The organism is Glutamicibacter protophormiae (assembly GCF_016894325.1).
Lineage (GTDB): Bacteria > Actinomycetota > Actinomycetes > Actinomycetales > Micrococcaceae > Glutamicibacter > Glutamicibacter protophormiae.
Genome location: NZ_CP069806.1, coordinates 1265449 through 1284019 on the forward strand (window position 1 = coordinate 1265449; position 18571 = coordinate 1284019).

General features: G+C 66.4%; 16 protein-coding genes. 10 read left to right on the plus strand and 6 right to left on the minus strand.

Annotated features, from left to right (window positions below; all coding sequences use genetic code 11):
- On the minus strand, window positions 1-645 hold the full coding sequence (locus JQN66_RS06000; protein ID WP_204677034.1) for a GntR family transcriptional regulator: 645 nt from the start codon (window positions 643-645) through the stop codon (window positions 1-3).
- 187 nt (window positions 646-832) lie between these two features.
- Between JQN66_RS06000 and JQN66_RS06005 the strand changes: the two genes are divergently transcribed.
- Window positions 833-2749: an AMP-binding protein gene (locus tag JQN66_RS06005; RefSeq protein ID WP_204677035.1), complete on the plus strand. Its 1917-nt coding sequence runs from the start codon at window positions 833-835 to the stop codon at window positions 2747-2749.
- Between the two features lie 80 nt (window positions 2750-2829).
- On the opposite strand, the gene JQN66_RS06010 is transcribed toward JQN66_RS06005, so the two are convergent.
- The 3 genes from JQN66_RS06010 to JQN66_RS06020 all read right to left on the minus strand — a co-directional run bounded on the left by JQN66_RS06010 (window position 2830) and on the right by JQN66_RS06020 (window position 6125).
- Window positions 2830-3570, minus strand: coding sequence for a VIT1/CCC1 transporter family protein (locus JQN66_RS06010; RefSeq protein ID WP_204677036.1), 741 nt, complete (start codon window positions 3568-3570; stop codon window positions 2830-2832).
- 67 nt (window positions 3571-3637) lie between these two features.
- Complete coding sequence (locus tag JQN66_RS06015; protein ID WP_204677497.1) at window positions 3638-4387, minus strand: response regulator; 750 nt, start codon at window positions 4385-4387, stop codon at window positions 3638-3640.
- Between the two features lie 46 nt (window positions 4388-4433).
- Window positions 4434-6125 (minus strand): sensor histidine kinase, encoded by a 1692-nt coding sequence (locus JQN66_RS06020; protein WP_204677037.1) that lies wholly within the window; start codon window positions 6123-6125, stop codon window positions 4434-4436.
- A 193-nt stretch (window positions 6126-6318) separates the two neighbouring features.
- On the opposite strand from JQN66_RS06020, the gene JQN66_RS06025 reads away from it, so the two are divergent.
- Window positions 6319-7620 carry a cation:dicarboxylate symporter family transporter gene (locus JQN66_RS06025; RefSeq protein ID WP_188948544.1) on the plus strand — a complete coding sequence of 434 codons (1302 nt, stop codon included), beginning with the start codon at window positions 6319-6321 and terminating at the stop codon, window positions 7618-7620.
- A gap of 1198 nt (window positions 7621-8818) precedes the next feature.
- Window positions 8819-10267 (plus strand): glycoside hydrolase family 5 protein, encoded by a 1449-nt coding sequence (locus tag JQN66_RS06030; protein WP_204677038.1) that lies wholly within the window; start codon window positions 8819-8821, stop codon window positions 10265-10267.
- A 64-nt stretch (window positions 10268-10331) separates the two neighbouring features.
- Here JQN66_RS06030 and JQN66_RS06035 read toward each other — a convergent pair whose 3' ends face one another.
- Window positions 10332-10682: a VOC family protein gene (locus JQN66_RS06035; protein ID WP_204677039.1), complete on the minus strand. Its 351-nt coding sequence runs from the start codon at window positions 10680-10682 to the stop codon at window positions 10332-10334.
- A gap of 1 nt (window position 10683) precedes the next feature.
- The gene (locus JQN66_RS06040; protein WP_204677040.1) at window positions 10684-11046 is read right to left on the minus strand and encodes a hypothetical protein; all 363 of its coding nucleotides are present in this window, start codon (window positions 11044-11046) and stop codon (window positions 10684-10686) included.
- Between the two features lie 479 nt (window positions 11047-11525).
- On the opposite strand from JQN66_RS06040, the gene JQN66_RS06045 reads away from it, so the two are divergent.
- From JQN66_RS06045 to der, 7 genes are all read left to right on the plus strand, one after another.
- Entirely contained in the window at window positions 11526-12383 is an 858-nt protein-coding gene (locus JQN66_RS06045) for a ParA family protein (protein ID WP_229777363.1), read from the plus strand.
- Window positions 12383-13300, plus strand: a complete 918-nt coding sequence (locus JQN66_RS06050) for a segregation and condensation protein A (protein ID WP_204677041.1) — start codon at window positions 12383-12385, stop codon at window positions 13298-13300. The genes JQN66_RS06045 and JQN66_RS06050 overlap by 1 nt, the downstream gene beginning before the upstream one ends.
- Complete coding sequence (gene scpB, locus JQN66_RS06055) at window positions 13293-13883, plus strand: SMC-Scp complex subunit ScpB (RefSeq protein WP_188948548.1); 591 nt, start codon at window positions 13293-13295, stop codon at window positions 13881-13883. The genes JQN66_RS06050 and scpB overlap by 8 nt, the downstream gene beginning before the upstream one ends.
- A gap of 99 nt (window positions 13884-13982) precedes the next feature.
- A complete protein-coding gene (locus JQN66_RS06060) occupies window positions 13983-15107 on the plus strand; it encodes a pseudouridine synthase (protein ID WP_204677042.1) in 1125 nt (374 codons plus the stop codon).
- A 3-nt stretch (window positions 15108-15110) separates the two neighbouring features.
- Complete coding sequence (locus tag JQN66_RS06065) at window positions 15111-16211, plus strand: prephenate dehydrogenase (protein WP_204677043.1); 1101 nt, start codon at window positions 15111-15113, stop codon at window positions 16209-16211.
- Entirely contained in the window at window positions 16208-16903 is a 696-nt protein-coding gene (gene cmk, locus JQN66_RS06070; RefSeq protein WP_229777357.1) for a (d)CMP kinase, read from the plus strand. Before JQN66_RS06065 ends, cmk begins: the two co-directional genes overlap by 4 nt.
- A 66-nt stretch (window positions 16904-16969) precedes the next feature.
- A complete protein-coding gene (der, locus tag JQN66_RS06075; RefSeq protein WP_188948552.1) occupies window positions 16970-18502 on the plus strand; it encodes a ribosome biogenesis GTPase Der in 1533 nt (510 codons plus the stop codon).
- Window positions 18503-18571: the final 69 nt, after the last annotated feature.

Sequence of the window (18571 nt, forward strand, 5' to 3'; positions counted from 1 at the left end):
CTACCTTTCGGATCCAACTGTGTATGTCTTGATGTGTGTAAAAGATTTGTGGAGGTGAACAGTGGTGGCGGCGGCCGCCACCTCGGCGTTCCCCTCGGCAATCGCCCAGGCAATGGCCGCGTGTTCACGGGCCGAGTCGCGCAGCCTGTCGGAATTGTCCTTGGCCAGCCTGCGTACCCGCTGCAGGTGCACTCGCAGCGTGCGCAGCGCGGTGGCCAGATACGGGTTGTTGGCCGCGTCGTCGACCATCTCGTCAAGCCGTGCGACCAGTTGGTAGTAGTCGTCCCGGGCTCCGGAAAGATCCGCCAGGTGCACTGCCCGGTCGAAATCCTCGGCCAGGGCTGCGAACTGGGTGCGGTTCTCCGACAAGGCGGCCTGTCGGGCGCTGGTGATTTCCAGCGCGCGGCGCAGGACGAAGAGGTCTTCCAGATGGTCTTCGCTGACTTCTGAAACCACTACTCCACGGCCCCGCTGCGGGACCGCCAGTCCGTCGGCCACCAATCGGGCCAGTGCTTCACGCACCGGAGTGCGGGAAACTCCTAGTCGTTCCGACTGCTCAACCTCGGCAAGCACGGTTCCCGGGTGCAGGCGCCACTCGACGATGTCGGTGCGCAGGCTCTCGTAGACCTTGTCACTTGCTCTCATGCTTCGAGTGTATACACAAACCGAGTCAAATGGGGCAAAGACCGGAAAATATTTTAGAAAAGAACGAAATATGTATACACGGATGTTGTGATTGTGTGACTGTAGTCATAGGCTTATATATACGAGGACGAGTCCAGACATTTAACAGGACGCCGGGCAGCGACGCCCGACGCCGGAGGAGAACACCATGGCGCAGACCTACCGCCAGGCCTTTGACCAGGCGAGCACCGATCCGGAGACATTCTGGCTTGAGGCTGCCAAAGATATCCAATGGGATTCGGCGCCGACATCGGCGGTCGATGCTTCGCGCAAACCGTTGTACAACTGGTTCCCCGACGGCATGCTGAACCTGTCGGTCAATGCGCTGGATCGCCACGTGGCCGCCGGCCGCGGCGACCAGGCTGCGCTGATCTACGATTCCGCCATGCTGGGAACCACCCAGACCTACACCTACACCCAGCTGCTGCATGAAGTCGAGATCTTCGCCGGCGTGCTCGCGGGACGCGGGGTGAAGACCGGGGACCGCGTGCTGATCTACATGCCGATGGTGCCGCAGGCCTTGATCTCCATGCTCGCCTGCGCCCGTATCGGAGCCGTGCACTCGGTGGTCTTCGGCGGCTTCGCGCCCAAGGAACTGGCAGCGCGCATCACCGACTGCGCGCCGGTGGCGATCGTGGCCGCGACCGGCGGCATCGAGCCTTCGCGCCGCATCGAGTACCTGCCGGCGGTGGCCGAGGCGCTGAGCTTGGCCGAGCCGGCGGTGAAGGATGTCATCGTCGCGCACCGCGACGGGTTCGCGCACTCCCTGGACGAATACCAGGGCAAGCCGATCAACGGGCAGGACATCAACTGGCTTGACTGGGGCCAGCTGGCCGAAACCGCGCAGCCGGCCGCACCGGTCTCGGTGCCGTCTACGCACCCGCTGTACGTGCTCTACACCTCCGGCACCACCGGCGCACCCAAGGGCGTGGTGCGCGACACCGGCGGCTACGCCACCGCGCTGCAGTTCTCCATGAACGCCATCTACGACGTGCACCCGGGGGACACCATGTTCACCGCTTCGGATGTGGGCTGGGTCGTGGGGCACTCGTACATCGTCTACGCGCCGCTGATCGCCGGCGCCACCACGGTGCTCTATGAGGGCAAGCCGGTGGGCACCCCGGATGCCGGCGTGTTCGGCCGCATCATCGAGGACCACAAGGTCACCACCATGTTCACCGCGCCCACCGCGCTGCGTGCGGTGCGCAAGGCCGACCCGAGCGGCGAGATGATGACCTCCCACGACCTGTCCAGCCTGCGGGCGCTGTTCGTGGCCGGCGAGCGCCTGGATCCGGATACCTACCACTTCACCTCCGAGCTGCTGAACATCCCGGTGGTGGACAACTGGTGGCAGACCGAAACCGGTTGGCCGATCGCCTCGAACCCGCTGGGCCTGGAGCCGCTGCCCGCCAAGGCCGGCAGCCCCACCACCCCGGTGCCGGGCTTCGATGTGCAGATCCGCGACGCCCTGGGCGAGGAAGTGGCCGCGGGCGAGGAGGGCAACATCGTGGTTCGCCTGCCGCTGCCGCCGGGCGCACTGGTGACCCTGTGGGGCAACGACCAGCGTTTCATCGACACCTACCTGAGCCAGATCGACGGCTTCTACCTCACCGGCGACTCCGGCTTCCTCGACGAGGACGGCTACCTGTTCGTGATGGGCCGCACCGACGACGTGATCAACGTGTCCGGCCACCGCCTGTCCACCGGTGCCATGGAGCAGGTGCTGGCGAGCCACCCTGCCGTCGCCGAATGCGCGGTGATCGGCCTGGCCGATGCGCTCAAGGGCCAGCGTGCCAGCGGCTACGTGGTGCTGAAGTCCGGGGTTGAAGCGGACGAGGAAGCGCTGAAGAAGGAGATCGTGGCCCTGGTGCGCCAGCACATCGGCCCGGTGGCCGACTTCCGCGAGGTCACCGTGGTGGCTGCGCTGCCCAAGACCCGTTCGGGCAAGATCCTGCGCAAGACCATGCGCCAGATTGCCGACGGCAAGGACTACACGGTGCCCTCGACCATCGAGGACACCGCGGTGCTTGACGAACTGATGCCGTTGCTGCGTCCGGAAGCCTAAACCGGAACCGGCTCGAAAACCCGTGCCCGGCCTGCGAAACATCGCTGGCCGGGCACGGGTTTTCTCGTTGTGCGCGGTATTTAGCTGACTGCGACGCCGAACAGCAGCCCGATCAGGTAGGTGGCGGCCATGGTCGCCGAACCCATCAGCACGTTGCGCAGGATCGCCGGCAGCAGCGGGGCGCCGCCCAGCCGTGCGCTGATCCATCCGGTCAGCAGCAAGCCCAGCACCACTGCCAGCGCGGTGTTGAGGATTTCGCTGCCGACAGGCAGCAGGATCATGGCCAGCGGGATCAGCGCTCCGACGGTGAAGGCGATGAACGACGACAGGGCCGCATGCCAGGGGCTGGTCAGCTCGTCCGGATCGATGCCCAGCTCCACTTCCGCGTGCGCCGCCAGCGCGTCATGGGCGGTCAGTTCCTGTGCGACCTGTTTCGCAAGTTCCGCGGACAGTCCGCGCTGCCGGTACAGGCCGGCGAGTTCTTCGAGTTCCTCCTCGGGCTGCTCGCGCAGCTCGCGCTTTTCCTTGGCGATCAGGGCGCGCTCGGTGTCCCGCTGGGTGCTGACCGAGACGTATTCGCCGCCGGCCATGGAAAACGCGCCGGCCACCAGGGCTGCGATGCCGGCAGTGGCGATGGCCGCCAGATTTCCGGGAGTCGCCGCGGCAACGCCGACCACGACGCCGGCCACCGAAACGATGCCGTCGTTGGCGCCGAGCACCCCGGCCCGCAGCCAGTTCAGCCGCTGGCCCACGTTGTCCCCGACGTGTGCTTCGCCCGGGTGCTGCACGGCGGAAATGATGTCCTGGTTTTCCTCGCTCATAGTGCCATCATGCGCGCTTGATGGCGTGCTGACAAGGATGGTTTGGCTTGGTTAAGTTTGCTTCTGATTACCTGCCGGCCGCGGGGGAGGCCGCCCGGTACTCGTATTCCGGCCGGCCTCGGGTGCCGTGCCGGGGCTGCTTCACCGCGGCCCGGGACTCGGCCAGGTGCTCCAGGTAGCGGCGGGCGGTGACTCGCGACATGCCCAGCTGTTCGGCCAGCTCGGTGGCGGAGAACGCCGTGCCCGGGCTGGCGTTCAGGTGCTCGCTGATCTGGGCCAGGGTTTCGGGGATCAACCCCTTAGGCAGGGTCGTGGAGGCGCTCGCCGTGCGCAGCGCAGAAAAAGCGGTATCCAGCGCGGCCTGGCTTGCATCCGGTCCGGTGGAGCGCATCGAGGCGATGAACCGGCGGTGGTTCTCCAGCTTCTCGGCAAAGACCGCGAAGGTGAACGGCTTGATCAGGTACTGCGTGATGCCGGTGGCCACCGCCGAGCGCACGACCGCCAGGTCCCGCACCGCGGTGATGGCGATGATGTCGGTGGTCAGCCCGCGCCCGCGCATGCGCTTGGCCACGTCGATGCCATGCAGGTCAGGCAGCGTCATGTCCAGCAGCACCAGGTCGAAGGGGGCCCCATCCTGCTGGGCAGCGGCGAGCAAGGCCAGGGCCTGCTGCCCGTTGCCGGCCACCGCGGCGGCGGTGAAGCCTTCAATGCGGTTCACATAGGCCGCGTGGGCCGCCGCAGTGTCGGGTTCGTCGTCGACCACCAGGACCCGCAGCGCAGGCGGGGTCGCGGCGTCGGGGGTGTTCTCGGCGTGCATCTGGCCCATCGGCTCCTCCCGAATTCTGTGTGCCATCTCCAGCTGCCTAGGTCCGCGGCCTGAACGGCAGGGTCACGGTGAAGATCGCCCCGGCATCATTGTCCACATTCATTGTGCCATCCAGGCGCAGGACCGCCTGCTGGACCAGCGCGAGCCCCAGCCCCCGCGGCTGCACCCCGGACTTGGTGCTGACCCCGAAGCGCAGCAGGTTCTCCAGGAATTCCGGCTCGATGCCGGGCCCGGAGTCGGCCACCGCGATGATCAGCTCGTCGCCCAGCGCGGTGACCTCCACCCAGACCGTGGCGTCCTCGGTGCCCACCGAGACGTCCAGCGCGTTGTCCAGCAGGTTGCCCACGATGGTGACGATGTCGGTCGCCTGGAACGCGTCGGTGGGGATGAAGCCCTGGGCGCTGATGTCCAGCTTGATCCCGCGTTCGTGGGCCTGCGCTGCCTTGGCGACCAGCAGGCTGGAGAGGTAGGCGTCGTCGATGCTGTGCACGATCGCGTCGGTCAGCTGCTGGGAATGCTGCCTGTCGTCCACCGCAAAGGCCAACGCCTGGTCGGCCTTGCCGCTCTCGATGAGGGTGGCGATGGTGTGCAGCCGGTTGGCGTGCTCGTGGGTCTGGGCGCGCAGCGCGGTGGAGAAGGTCTTCAGCGACTGCAGCTCCCCGGCCAGCTCCTGCACCTCGGTCAGATCCCGCAGGGTGAGCACCTGCCCGGTCAGCGGCTGGATCCCGAACCAGCCGCGCCACGGCCCGCCCATGCGCGGCAAGTTGGCGTTGGTCAGCCGGGCCGGGCCCTGGGAAACGGACAGCACCGTGTGGGCGCCGAGGTGGATCTCATCCTTGCAGCTGCGCCCCGTGGTCATCAGGGCGCGCAGGGTTTCGGGCATCTGCACCTGCTGCGGATTCAGGCCCTCGCCGGGCACTTCCTCGGGCAGGTCCAGCAGCCGGGCCGCCTCCTGGTTGTACAGCACGATGCGGTGTCTGCGGTCCAGCAGCACCAGGCCCTCGCGCACCGAATGCAGCGCGGAGAAGTAGAACGCGTACAGCCGGCGCAGGCCGTGCGGACCGAATCCCAGGGTGGCCTGGTTGACATAGCGGGAGAAGAACCAGGCGGAGAATCCTGCCAGCAGCAGGGCCAGCGCCGAGACCAGCAGGATCTGCGGCAGCTCGCTGCGGTACTGCAGCTGCAGATTCTGCAGCGTGTAGCCCGAGGAGACCAAACCGACCACGGTGCCGTCGTGGTAGACGGGAGCGATGGTGCGCACGGAATTGCCCAGCGTGCCCACGGCCTGCTCGTTGAAGATCTCGCCGTTCAGCGCCTGGGTCGTGGAGCCGATGTACTTCTGGCCGATCTTCTGCGGGTTCGGGTGCGTCACGCGGATGCCGTCGGGGGTCATGATCGTGATGAAGTCCAGTGACTGCGCATGGGCCAGGATCTTGTTCGCGTAGGGCTGCAGCAGCGCGGTGGCATCCGGCCCGGTCAGGGATTCGCTGACGAAAGGGTCGTTGGCCAGGGTGATCGTCACAGCGGCCACCGTGGACTGGCGGTCGTCGAGGATGACGCGGTTTTGCTGCTGGTAGGTGGCAATTGCCAGCCCGGCCACCACCAGCAGCACCACGAGCATCTGGGCGGCGAAGATCAGCACGGCGAAGGACCAGCCGTCGCGGGTCAGCGGGGCAGGTTCGCGCGGCGGCGCCTGAGCGGCCGGACGATCCGCGAAGTGATCGGTCATCTCGGGGCCTTTCCGCGGCGTGTAGCGCCGCCGGTCTGCGCTGCGCTGCGGCAGGGATGTACGGGTGCGTGACCAATATGAACTCAACAGAGATGAAAATCACCCGCGCGCGCACCATGGACTTAACGATTCTACGGAATGCCGTCCGGCAACGACGCCGGAGCGGTTCTCACTCACAGGACAGGTCACCCCCATGGCTATCACCGAGCACGATTCGGCGGCAACCGATGCGCCGCAGCAGGTAAAGAAGAAGGACCGGACACACTGGCTGTACATCTCGGTGATCGCCGCGGTGGTGCTCGGCGCGATCATCGGGTTGGTCGCCCCGGATCTGGGCAAGGCGCTCAAGCCGCTGGGCGACGGCTTCGTCGCCCTAATCAAGATGATCATCGCCCCGGTGATCTTCTGCACCATCGTGCTGGGCATCGGTTCCATTGCCAAGGCGGCGACCGTTGGGAAGGTCGGAGGCCTGGCGCTGCTGTACTTCATCAGCATGTCCACCTTCGCCCTGGCCCTGGGCCTGATCGTCGGCAACATCATCCACCCGGGCGAGGGCCTGGACCTTCAGCCGTACGACCCGTCGAAGCCTGCCAGCTCCAATGCCAGCGTCGACTTCTTCATGTCGCTGATCCCCGGCTCCCTTCCGGTGCTGCCGACCCTCGTGGTCGCACTGCTGGTCGGTTTCGCGCTGCAGGGCATGGGCAAGAGCGGCGAGCCGGTGCTCAACGGCATCCAGGCCATCCAGAAGGTCGTCTTCCGCATCATGATGATGATCATGTGGGTTGCGCCGATCGGTGCCTTCGGCGCCATCGCCGCCGTCGTGGGCGCCACCGGCTGGGCCGCGATCGGTTCCATGGCCATCCTCATGGGCGCGTTCTACCTGACCTGCATCATCTTCATCGTGTTCGTACTGGGCACCATGCTGCGCCTCGTCACCGGCCTGAACATCTTCCTGCTGCTGAAGTACCTGGCCCGCGAATACCTGCTGATCTTCTCGACCTCCTCCTCCGAGTCGGCGCTGCCGCGGCTGATCGCCAAGATGGAGCACGTGGGCGTCTCGAAGCCGGTTGTCGGCATCACCGTTCCGACCGGCTACTCGTTCAACCTTGACGGCACCGCCATCTACCTGACCATGTCCGCGCTGTTCGTCTCGACCGCAATGGGCATGCCGATGAACCTCGGTGAGCAGATCGGCCTGCTGGTCTTCATGATCATCGCTTCGAAGGGCGCCGCCGGCGTGACCGGCGCGGGCTTGGCCACCCTGGCCGCGGGGCTGCAGGCGCACCGTCCGGAGCTGCTCGGCGGCATGGGCGTGATCGTGGGCATCGACAAGTTCATGTCCGAGGCGCGCGCCTTGACCAACTTCACCGGCAACGCGGTGGCCACCTTGTTGATCGGCAAGTGGACCCACGAGGTCGACTTGGACCAGGCCAAGGCCGTGCTCGCCGGCGAGCGTCCATTCGACGAGGCGCTCATGGAAGAAAGCATGCACTAGCCACCACCCAGGCCGAAGCCGTGACGACATCCGCACTCCCGTACCCAGCGGGAGTGCGGATGTTTTTCGTTAACTGCCCCGGCAAGATGCCCGTCCCGGGAGCCTCCGTCGCGGCCAGGGCCGGCCGAATTGCCGTTCGTGGCAGGAACGGCGGCCACGCACGCATCAACTACGCGATTCAAGGAGCGCGCGGCATTCCGTATTGACGTGTGCGTATTCCTGCCTAAAGCTATACGGAACACCTGCGGTTCGTGGGGCTCCTCTGGCAATGGGGGATGTATGGCACAGGTACGGCGCCCGGTTGTCGCTGTCGCAACGTTATTGCTTCTCGCGCTGATACAGGCCGTGGCGGACCCCACGGGCCTCATGGCCCTGGTCGGATACTCCGGTGCCCTGCCTTCCTCCTCGGCAGGTTGGTGGAGCTCCGCGCCGTATCTGGTGTTTGTCCCGGTGATGGGGGCGATGGCGTGGTGGGTCGCGCATCGTGCCGGCGAAAGGTTCTGGCTCCTTGCCGCCGGACTCACCCTTGCCGTGCTGCTGGCCCAGGCGGCTGCCGCATTGGCAATGTCCGGGAACCTCGCGGTGGCCGGCTGGGCTGCCGGGTACGTGGCGGCCAAGGCGGTACCGGCCGCAGTGATCACCGCCGCGATCACCCGGTGGCTCGGGGGTCCGAGGAGTCCGGGCCGCCATCCGGCCGGACGCAGCCTTCCGCCGGCGCTGGCCTTCGGAGCCCTGTCCACCCTGCTGTCCGGGCTGTGGTGGACCGGCGCCGCCTACGCCCCCGGACTGCCCGTACCGCGGCCGGAATGGGGATTCCTGTCGGTGGCAGTTTCGATCGGGCTCCTGGCGCTTGCCGCGTCCCTGTGCCTGAAGCCGATCCGTTCACGAGTCGGAGGCCTGCTGGGCGGCTGGATCGCCGGACTGTGCGCCGGCGGGCTCTTAGGCCTGCTCCAGGCCGTCATCTCACTGGTGGTCGACCGCGGCGCCGGGGGCGATATGTGGCCGCTGATGATCGCCTATGTCGCGGTGGCCGACGGGCTGGCATTCGGCGCCTGCACCGGATGGCTTCTGGGACTGGCCGCGCTGGCCACCGACCGGGTCGACCAAACCTCCCGCCCCGGGCGTTCCACCGCGCCGCAATTCATCGCCGGCGCGCTGGGAGTGATGGCCTTGGCCGCCTCGCTGATCGTCCCCGAACGTGCAGGGCGCCGCCAACGTCGGGAAGAACCTGCCGGATGCCGGTTTCCTGCGCGCCGAGGGATCGCATATTTCCGACGGGCGAGGCAACCAGGTGCTGCTGCGCGGCGTGAACGTGAACCAGCTCGTGGACTTCTACCGTCCGCAGCCCGAGGTTCCGGCCGTCAGGCCGTTGAGCGAAGAAGATTTCGCCGGCATGGCGGAACAGGGCTTCACCGTTTCCCGGCTGAACATTTCCTGGTCGGCGTTGGAGCCTGAGCGCGGCTCGCTGGATCCGGAGTACGTGGCGAGAATCCACCAGGCGGTGGACTGGGCGAAAGCGCACGGGATCTACACGGTGCTGGACATGCACCAGGACGGCTGGTGGAACGGGCCGACCGAGCCCGGCACCACATGCCGCCCGGGAACCGAGGAGATGTGGGGCTACGACGGGGCGCCGCAGTGGGCCACCATCACCGACGGGGCTCCGCGCTGCCAGTTCACCGGCCGGGACATCTCGCCAGCGGGCAACCGCGCCTTCCAGAATTTCTACTTCGACACCAACGGAATCCGCAGCGCACTGGCCCAAACCTGGGGCAAGCTGGCCGCAGAATTCAGCGACGAGCCGATGGTGGCAGGCTTCGACCTGCTCAACGAGCCGGGGTTCGGCGAAACCGCCCCGGTCACCACCTCGTATCTGCTCGGCAAGTTCTATGCGCAGAGCATTGAGCGAATCCGGGAGGCCGGGGCCCGGCAGATCATTTTCATCGAGCCGAGCATTTTCTGGTCGGGACTCGGATTCGATTCGGGGCCCACCCCCGGTTTCACCGAAGACACGAACATCGTTTTCTCCCCGCATCTCTACGCGGAATCAATCACCATGGACCGGGACCTGGGCATCGTGCCCATTGTCGGATTGGAACGGCAATTCACCCTCGCCCAACGGGTCGCCGTGGAATACAACGCGCCGCTGTGGTCCGGGGAATACGGCTACTGGGGCTCGGAAGAGGTCCACTGGGGCGAGGACGAAGACTCGCTGGCGCGTTTGGCCCGCTACGCGGCCGCCGAGGACGAACATGTGCTGGGCAGCGCCTACTGGGTGTGGAAGCAGGCCTGCGGCGATCCGCAGAACGGCATCGAACCCTATGGCAACGCCCTGATGATGCAGGATTGCGCCACCGGTGGCGACCTGCCGCCGAAGCGCGGACTGCTGAAAATCCTCAGCCGCGCCTACCCGCAATCCGCGCCGGGGAAAATCACCTCGCTGGCGGCGGAGGAATCCACGCTGCGGCTCGCCGGGCAAACGGACACCGCCAGCTGCGACCTGCAGGTGTGGTTCCCGGGTTCCGCGAAGCCGGAAATCCACAGCACTGGGATCGCCAATTCGTCGCTCGAACAGGTTCCCGGGGGATGGAAATTCACCGGCTGCGCCAGCGGGGACTATGCGCTGGCCAGCGGTTCCGGCGAATAGCCACCTGACCGTGGCGGCTTAAGCCCCGACGGAAGGACAGGCGAAGCCCGGGAAGACAGCGGCGTCAGGGGCGGGGGAGGACGCCGGGACCGGCTAGGACGATCCTGTTGCCATCTGGATCCGCGAGCTGCACGAGCTGACCGCCGCCGCCCTGCTCCGGCCCGTGGTGATCCAACCCCGCAGCAGCCAGCCGTGTTGCCACGGCCTCAAGATCTGCGACTTCCAGCACGACCGTGGAATGACCGGAGCGTTCCGGTTCAAGCCAGACCTGCAGGCCGAATCCCGGACCGAGATGCCATTCAAGCAATCCGTCCATGGGCCGTCGGTCCGGGCCGCGTTCGAACAGCAGGGCGAACCACCGTTCGGCGCGGCCAAGATCTGAAACCGTGCAATTTCCAAGCATGCCCTCGAACATGTCAGTTCCCTTTGCCGTGTCGACGCTTCCGAACTCGGGCCAATTCGACCACGGCCCCCGGAAGCCGGCAAGAGCGGTCTGCCGGTTGCCAGCCGGCATCAAGGTTCACTGCGCTGACCTGAAGCCAGTAAACGCCGGCCGCGGAAAGCATCACCCGCAGCCGCAAGCCGAGCACAACGCCATGGGGGAGGCTCTGCAGCTCATCGAACGGCACCATGACGTGCTGGCCGGAAAGGATTTCGCGGGCTGGCAACCAATAGCCGCGCACTGCGTGCTCCGGGGACTGCCCGGATAGCCGCTCATCCGGGCCAACGCCCATCCGCGCCGTTTTCTCGATCTGCGCGACCGGGGTGGCCGAGAACAACTGGTTGGCCAGCCGCGATCATCCGGAACTGTTGCCCTCCGGCCGTCGTCCAGCTGCGCTTGGCAAAGCACAGACAACACCACGCTGCGTGGTGGACCATCGGCATCAAGCTCGACAGCGCCCACGAATCTGCACGCTGCGAGCATCACTTCTGCTTCGACGGTGCCTGCTGGAAGCATGCTCCTCTGCGCCGGATCAGCCTTGCCGAAGGAGCCGGGCGGGCCGCTGCCTGCTGACGGTGCGTAGCCCCCGCCGGCACTTTGCGGCCGATCGGAGAAAATACCCAGCGTCCATACAACATTTGAGTTAAGGTTCAAGGTAAAGGCTCGCCGTGAAAAAGTTGAAAATACCCCGAATGTCCGTCCCGCCCGATAACCTTTAAATGAGCCAAAAGCTCAAAGTTTTTTGTCAGAAATAACGGGAAGTGTGGTTGACCCATCGTGAGCGAGGAACAGGCAAGCAAGGTCCGCGGCGCCGGGATGCTCAAGGAGCCCCGCCCGGTGGGCCCCACCGGCAAACCACTCTCGGAATTCCCCGTACCCGCCGCCCTGCCGTCCCATGGCCCGGCCCGTGTCATCGCCATGGTGAACCAGAAGGGCGGGGTCGGCAAGACCACCTCGACCATCAACCTGGCCGCGGCGCTCGCCGAATACGGCCGCAAGGTGCTGCTGGTGGATTTTGATCCGCAGGGCGCCTTGTCCGCGGGCTTCGGCACCAACCCGCATGAAATGGACGTCACCGTCTACAACGTGCTGATGGACCGCAACGTCAAGATCACCGACGCGATTCGCCACACCGACGTGGAGAACATCGACCTGCTCCCGGCAAACATCGACCTGTCCGCCGCCGAAGTGCAGCTGGTCAACGAGGTTGCCCGCGAGCAGGTGCTCGAACGCGCGTTGCGCCATGTCATCGACGACTACGATGTGGTGCTCATCGACTGCCAGCCGTCGTTGGGCCTGCTGACCATTAACGCGTTGACCGCCGCCCACGGCGTCATCATCCCGCTGACCGCCGAATTCTTCGCCCTGCGCGCTGTGGCGCTGCTGATGGAGACCATCGACAAGGTCAAGGACCGGCTGAACCAAGTGCTGGAGCTGGATGGCGTGCTCGCCACCATGTACGACGCCCGCACCCTGCACAGCCGCGAGGTCATCACCCGCCTGGACGAGGCCTTCGGCGACAAGCTCTTCGAAACCGTCATCAAGCGCACCATCAAGTTCGCAGACGCGAATGTGGCCGCAGAGCCGATTACCTCCTATGCCGCCAACCACCCGGGTGCCGAGGCCTACCGCAACCTGGCCCGCGAGCTGATCTGGCGTGGTGGTGCCCCGTAATGAGCACCATGCTCAGCGAGGACCAACGCGAACAAACCGCCACCGGCGCCCCCGATTCAAGCCCCGAAACGGGCCAGGGGAAGCCGGCTGGCGGTTTTCGCCTTGCTCTGGCCAATTTCAACGGGCCTTTCGACGTCCTGCTGCACCTGATCACCAAGCGCGAATTGGACATCACCGAGGTGGCGCTCGCCGAGGTGACGGACGAATTCATCGCCTACCTGCGCGAGCTGCAGCAGCGCAGCCTCGAAGCAGGCAGCGACGGGATGAAGGTCCTGGATGAAACCACCGAATTTCTGGTCGTCGCTTCCACGCTGCTCGACCTGAAGGCCGCCCGCTTGCTGCCGCGCGGGGAAATGGCCGACGAGGAGGACTTCGAGCTGCTTGAAGCCCGGGACCTTCTGTTCGCCCGGCTGCTGCAGTACAAGGCGTTCAAGCACGCCGCCGCCTTCCTCGGGGAACGCTACGAAACCGAAGGCTCGCGCCGTCCGCGCGAAGTGGCGCTGGAGCCGGAATTCGCCGCGCTGCTGCCCGAGCTGATTTTCTCGATCGGCCCCGAACGCTTCGCCAAGATCGCCGCCGGCGTGCTCGCTCCGAAACCCGAGCCGATCACCGAGGTCGGATTGGACCACCTGCACGGGGCGAACGTCACCATCGCCGCCGAGGCCGAGGCCATCGCGGAGCTTCTGGCGGCCCACGGCGCCATGGACTTCACCGCGCTGGTCGCCGATGCCGCCGAGCATCTGGTGGTTGTCGTGCGGTTTCTGGCATTGTTGGAGATGTTCAGGCAGAAGGTCATCAGCTTCGAGCAGCACGACCCGCTCGGCCCGCTGCAGATCAGCCTGGCCGGGGAATCGGACTTCGACGCCGACGCGGTGCTGGACGACTACGAGGGGAAGGGTGAGGTGGATCATGAGTGAGATTGCACCCATTGACCAGCTCCCCGGAGGCCTGGAATCGGGGCTCGAAGCGGTGCTGATGGTCGCCGATACCCCCGTATCCTCGGCGCGTTTGGCCGAAATCTTCGAGGTGCCGGTACCCCGGATTGCCGCCGCCTTGGAGAGCCTGGCGAGCGAGTATGATAGTAGGGATCGCCCGCGCGGATTTGAACTGCGTCGCGTCGCCTCCGGGTGGCGCTTCTATTCGCGGGCCGATTACGCCGATTTCGTCTCCAGTTATGTGCTCGACGGGCAAACAGCACGCCTGTCACAGGCCGCCCTAGAAACCCTGGCTGTCATCGCTTACCGACAGCCGGTCTCGCGTGGACGTATTTCGGCGATTCGAGGTGTCAACGTCGATTCGGTGGTGCGCACGCTGCTCACCCGCGGATTGATCACGGAGTATCCGGAGATGGGCGACGGTGGAGCGACGCTCTACCAAACGACCGAATACTTCCTGGAACGACTGGGACTGGGCTCGCTTGAAGAGCTGCCTGCGCTGTCCCCGTATCTGCCCGGGGTGGCCGATCTCGAATCGCTCGATTCGGCAACCTACGACGACTAGGCAATGCAGCTGTGCAGCATTGCCCGACAGGACCAACGACGCATGGGGCCCACCGGCCGCAGGCGCGCGAATACGTAATAGCAAGGGACAAGTCTTAGCATGAGCAGGGGATCCTCCTCCGGCCGCAATCCACGCGGCAACAATTCGAACTTCGGCGGCAAGCCTTCAGGCTCCCGTTCGGGCCAGGGCGGCAAGCCCGGCGCCGGCGGCAAAACCGGCGGGCGCCCGGGCTCCGGCTCGGCCAAGCCCTACGGCAAGCCGGCCGACTCCAAGCCCTACGGCAAGTCCGCGGGGGCCAAATCCGGCGGGGCCAAGCCGGCTGGCGGCTCCGCCAAGCGCAACACCTCGGCGGCGCGCAAGAACTCCGAGCGCGCCTTCTCCAAGGAGCGCTTCGGCAACTCGGTGCCGAGCAACTACGCCCGCCCGACCCAGCGCGCCCGCGCCCAGGCTCGCGCCGAGAACCAGGCAGCCCGCATGGAACACGGTGAGCTGCAGGACGGCATCCGCCTGCAGAAGGCCATGGCCAATGCCGGGGTCGCTTCGCGCCGCGTCTGCGAGGAGATGATCCTCGAAGGCCGCGTGGAGGTCAACGGCAGCCTGGTTGTCGAACTGGGCACCCGCGTGGATCCTGCGAAGGATTCCATCCACGTGGACGGCATGCGCATCCAGCTGAACAAGGCCGCCCGCTACTACGTCTTCAACAAGCCCAAGCACGTCATGTGCACCATGGACGACCCCGAGGGCCGCCGCACCATCGCGGACTACTTCAAGAACGAGCACCACTCACAGCGCCTGTTCCACGTCGGCCGCCTCGACTACAAGACCGAGGGCCTGCTGATCCTGACCAACGACGGGGAGCTGGCCAACCGCCTGCAGCACCCGAAGTACGAGGTCCCCAAGTCCTATCTGGTGCAGGTCCCCGGCCCGCTGCCGCGCTCCGTGGGCAAGCAGCTGCGCGACGGCATCAAGCTGGAGGACGGCTGGATTAAGGTCGACGACTTCAAGCTGATCGACCAGTCCCCGAAGCACGTCATGGTGGAAGTGACCCTGCACTCGGGCCGCAACCGCATCGTGCGCCGCATGTTCGACGCCGTCGGCCACCCGGTCGAGCGCCTGGTGCGCGTCGCCATCGGCCCGATCCAGCTCGGCGACCAGAAGCAGGGCATCATCCGTTCCCTGGGCAACCAGGAAGTGGGCCACCTGATGAAAATGGTAGGGATGTAGTCCATGGCCACCTCTCACCTCGCCGGGCCGGTGCTGGTCGTCGGCACCGGACTGCTGGGCACTTCCGTGGGCCTGGGGCTGCGCGCCAAGGGCGTGAGCGTCTACCTGCAGGACATTTCGCCGACCGCCCAGGGCGTCGCCCAGGACATCGGCGCCGGCGTGGTGCTGCACGGGGAGAAGATCGCCCCGGAGCTCGTGGTCATCGGCGCCCCGCCGGACGTCACCGCCCACCTGGTCGGCGACGCCCTGCTGGCCTACCCGAACGCCACCGTGGTTGACATCGCCAGCGTCAAGGGCTCGATCCTCGACGCGGTGCTGGCCGACGGCCGCCTGGGCGAAGCGGAAACCTCGCGCTACGTGGGCACCCACCCGATGGCAGGACGCGAGAAGTCCGGCCCGGCCGCCGCGCGCGGCGAGCTGTTCACCGCCATGCCGTGGGTCATCTGCGCGCATGAGAACGCCCAGCCGGACCGCGTCATGGCTGCCGAATCGCTGGCCATCGACCTGGGTGCCACCATGCACCGCATGTCGGTGACCGAGCACGACGAGTCGGTGGCGCTGATCAGCCACTTCCCGCAGGCCGCCAGCTCGATGATCGCCTCCCGGCTGCTGAACGCACAGGGCCACCAGCTGGCCCTGGCCGGCAACGGGCTGCGCGACACCACGCGCATCGCGGCCAGCGACGAGAAGCTGTGGATCCAGATCTTCGCCCACAACGCCACGGCGCTGATTCCGATCCTGACCGGCATGAAGGAAGACCTGGACCGGCTGATCAACACCCTGCAGCACCCGGATGAGCCCGGGTCGCTGCTGGACCTGTCCCAGCTGATGACCGAAGGCAACGCCGGCCGCGCCCGCATCCCGGGCAAGCACGGCGCCCCGCCGCAGGCCTTTGCCCTGGTCACCGTGGTAGTGGATGACAAGCCCGGGCAGATCGCCGCGCTGCTGGCGCAGATCGGCGAAGCCGGGATCAATATCGAGGACCTGCGCATGGAGCACTCCGCGGGCCATCAGGTGGGCCTAGTGGACGTCTCGGTGCTGCCGGGGCGCCGCGACGAACTGATCAACGCATTGATTTTCAACGGATGGAAGGTTGCCCAGTGAGCATCGAGAACAACCAGGGCCGAGCGGACGCAAGGCTTGTCATCGCCATCGACGGCCCCAGCGGTTCGGGCAAGTCCTCGGTGTCCAAGGCCGTGGCCCGCAAGCTCGGCGCCGCCTACCTGGATACCGGTGCCATGTACCGCGCGATCACCTATTCGGTGCTCGCCGACGGCACCGACCTGGATGACGCCGCCGCGGTGGCCCAGGCAGTGCGCGACGCGAAACTGAGCATCTCGGTGGACCCGGACGCCGAACTGGTGGTCATCGGGGAGACCGACGTGACCGAGGCCATCCGCGAACCGCGCATCTCCGAGCAGGTTTCCGCCGTGGCCACCAACCTGGACGCGCGCGCCGAACTGGTGCGCCGCCAGCAGGAGATCATCGCTGCCAACACCCGCATCGTGGCCGAGGGCCGCGACATCACCACCGTGGTGGCCCCGGATGCCGACGCGCGCATCCTGCTCACCGCCTCCGAGGAGGCCCGCCTGCGCCGCCGCGGACTGCAGCTGGGCGGCACCCAGAACGACGCGCAGCTGGCCACCCAGGTGCTGGCGCGCGACGCCAAGGATTCAACCGTAGTGAACTTCACCCAGGCCGCGGACGGCGTGATGACCGTGGATTCCTCGGACCTGGATTTCGAACAGACCATTGCCGCCGTGCTCGACGCCGTCGACACGGCCACCACCAACTAGCCACGAGCTGGTGCCCATCCTCGGCGAGAGCCGATGAAGATTACCGATCGCTGTGAAGGGAAAATCATGAGCGAGAACAACTCCACCCACGACGAGGAATACGTTCCCGTTGGAGACGACGATATCGCCGAGCGCCTTGCCGAACTGAGCGAAGAAGACGCCGCGATTCGCACCAAGGCCCTGCTGTCGGGTCTGGACGACTACGACCTGGACGACGAGGACGCCGCGCTGCTCGCGGGCCTGGACGAGTACGACGAGGATGACAAGGACGTTGTCATCCCGCCGGTGCTCGCCGTCATCGGACGTCCCAACGTGGGCAAGTCCACCCTGGTCAACCGCATCATCGGCCGCCGCGAGGCGGTCGTCGAGGACACCCCTGGCGTGACCCGCGACCGCGTGTCCTACTCCGCGCAATGGTTGGGCCGTCCGTTCACCATCGTTGACACCGGCGGTTGGGAGCACGATGCCAAGGGCATCCACGCCTCCGTGGCCGAGCAGGCGGAAATCGCCGCCGACGTCGCGGATGCCATCCTGTTTGTGGTCGACTCCCACGTGGGAGCCACCGCCACCGACGAGGCAGTGGTGAAGATGCTGCGCCGCAAGGGCAAGCCGGTCTTCCTCGTGGCCAACAAGGTCGACGATTTCAACCAGGAAGCCGAAGCCGCCGTGCTCTGGGGCCTGGGCTTCGGCCAGCCCTGGCCGGTGTCCGCGCTGCACGGCCGCGGCACCGCCGACCTGCTGGACGCCGTCATGGAGAAGCTGCCGACCCACTCGGCCCACGGGGGAGTCATCCCCTCCGGCGGCCCGCGCCGCATTGCGCTGATCGGCCGCCCGAACGTGGGCAAGAGCTCGCTGCTGAACAAGCTGGCAGGCTCCGAACGCGTGGTCGTCGACGACTATGCCGGCACCACCCGCGACCCGGTTGACGAACTGGTCGAGCTGGGCGGGGAAGTCTGGCGCTTCGTGGACACCGCAGGCATCCGCCGCCGCCAGCACATGGCCGTCGGCTCGGACTACTACGCCTCGCTGCGCACCCAGTCGGCCCTGGAAAAGGCCGAGGTCGCCGTGGTGCTGCTGGCCGCGAACGAAACCGTGTCCGAACAGGACGTGCGCATCATCCAGCTGACCATCGAAGCCGGCCGCGCGCTGGTTGTGGTCTTCAACAAGTGGGACGAGGTGGACGAGGACCGCCGCTACTACCTGGAGCAGGAAATCGAACGCGACCTGGCCCACATCGACTGGGCGCCGCGCGTGAACATGTCGGCCTTGACCGGCTGGCACAAGGACAAGATGGTCCCGGCGCTGCACACCGCGCTGGAATCCTGGGACAAGCGCATCCCGACCGGCAAGCTCAACGCCTTCCTGGGCGAGCTCGTCGCGGCCCACCCGCACCCGGTGCGCGGCGGCAAGCAGCCCCGCATCCTGTTCGGCACCCAGGCCTCGGCCCGCCCGCCGAAGTTCGTGCTGTTCACCACCGGATTCCTGGACCCGGGCTACCGCCGCTTCATCACCCGCCGGCTGCGCGAGACCTTCGGTTTCGACGGCAGCCCGATCGAAGTGTCGATGCGAATCCGCGAACGCCGCGGCCGCAACCGGTAACGGTTCGAAAAGTCCACCCGACTTGGTGTAGGCTTATCTAGGAGCTTTTCGCAGACGGCACCCTTGGTT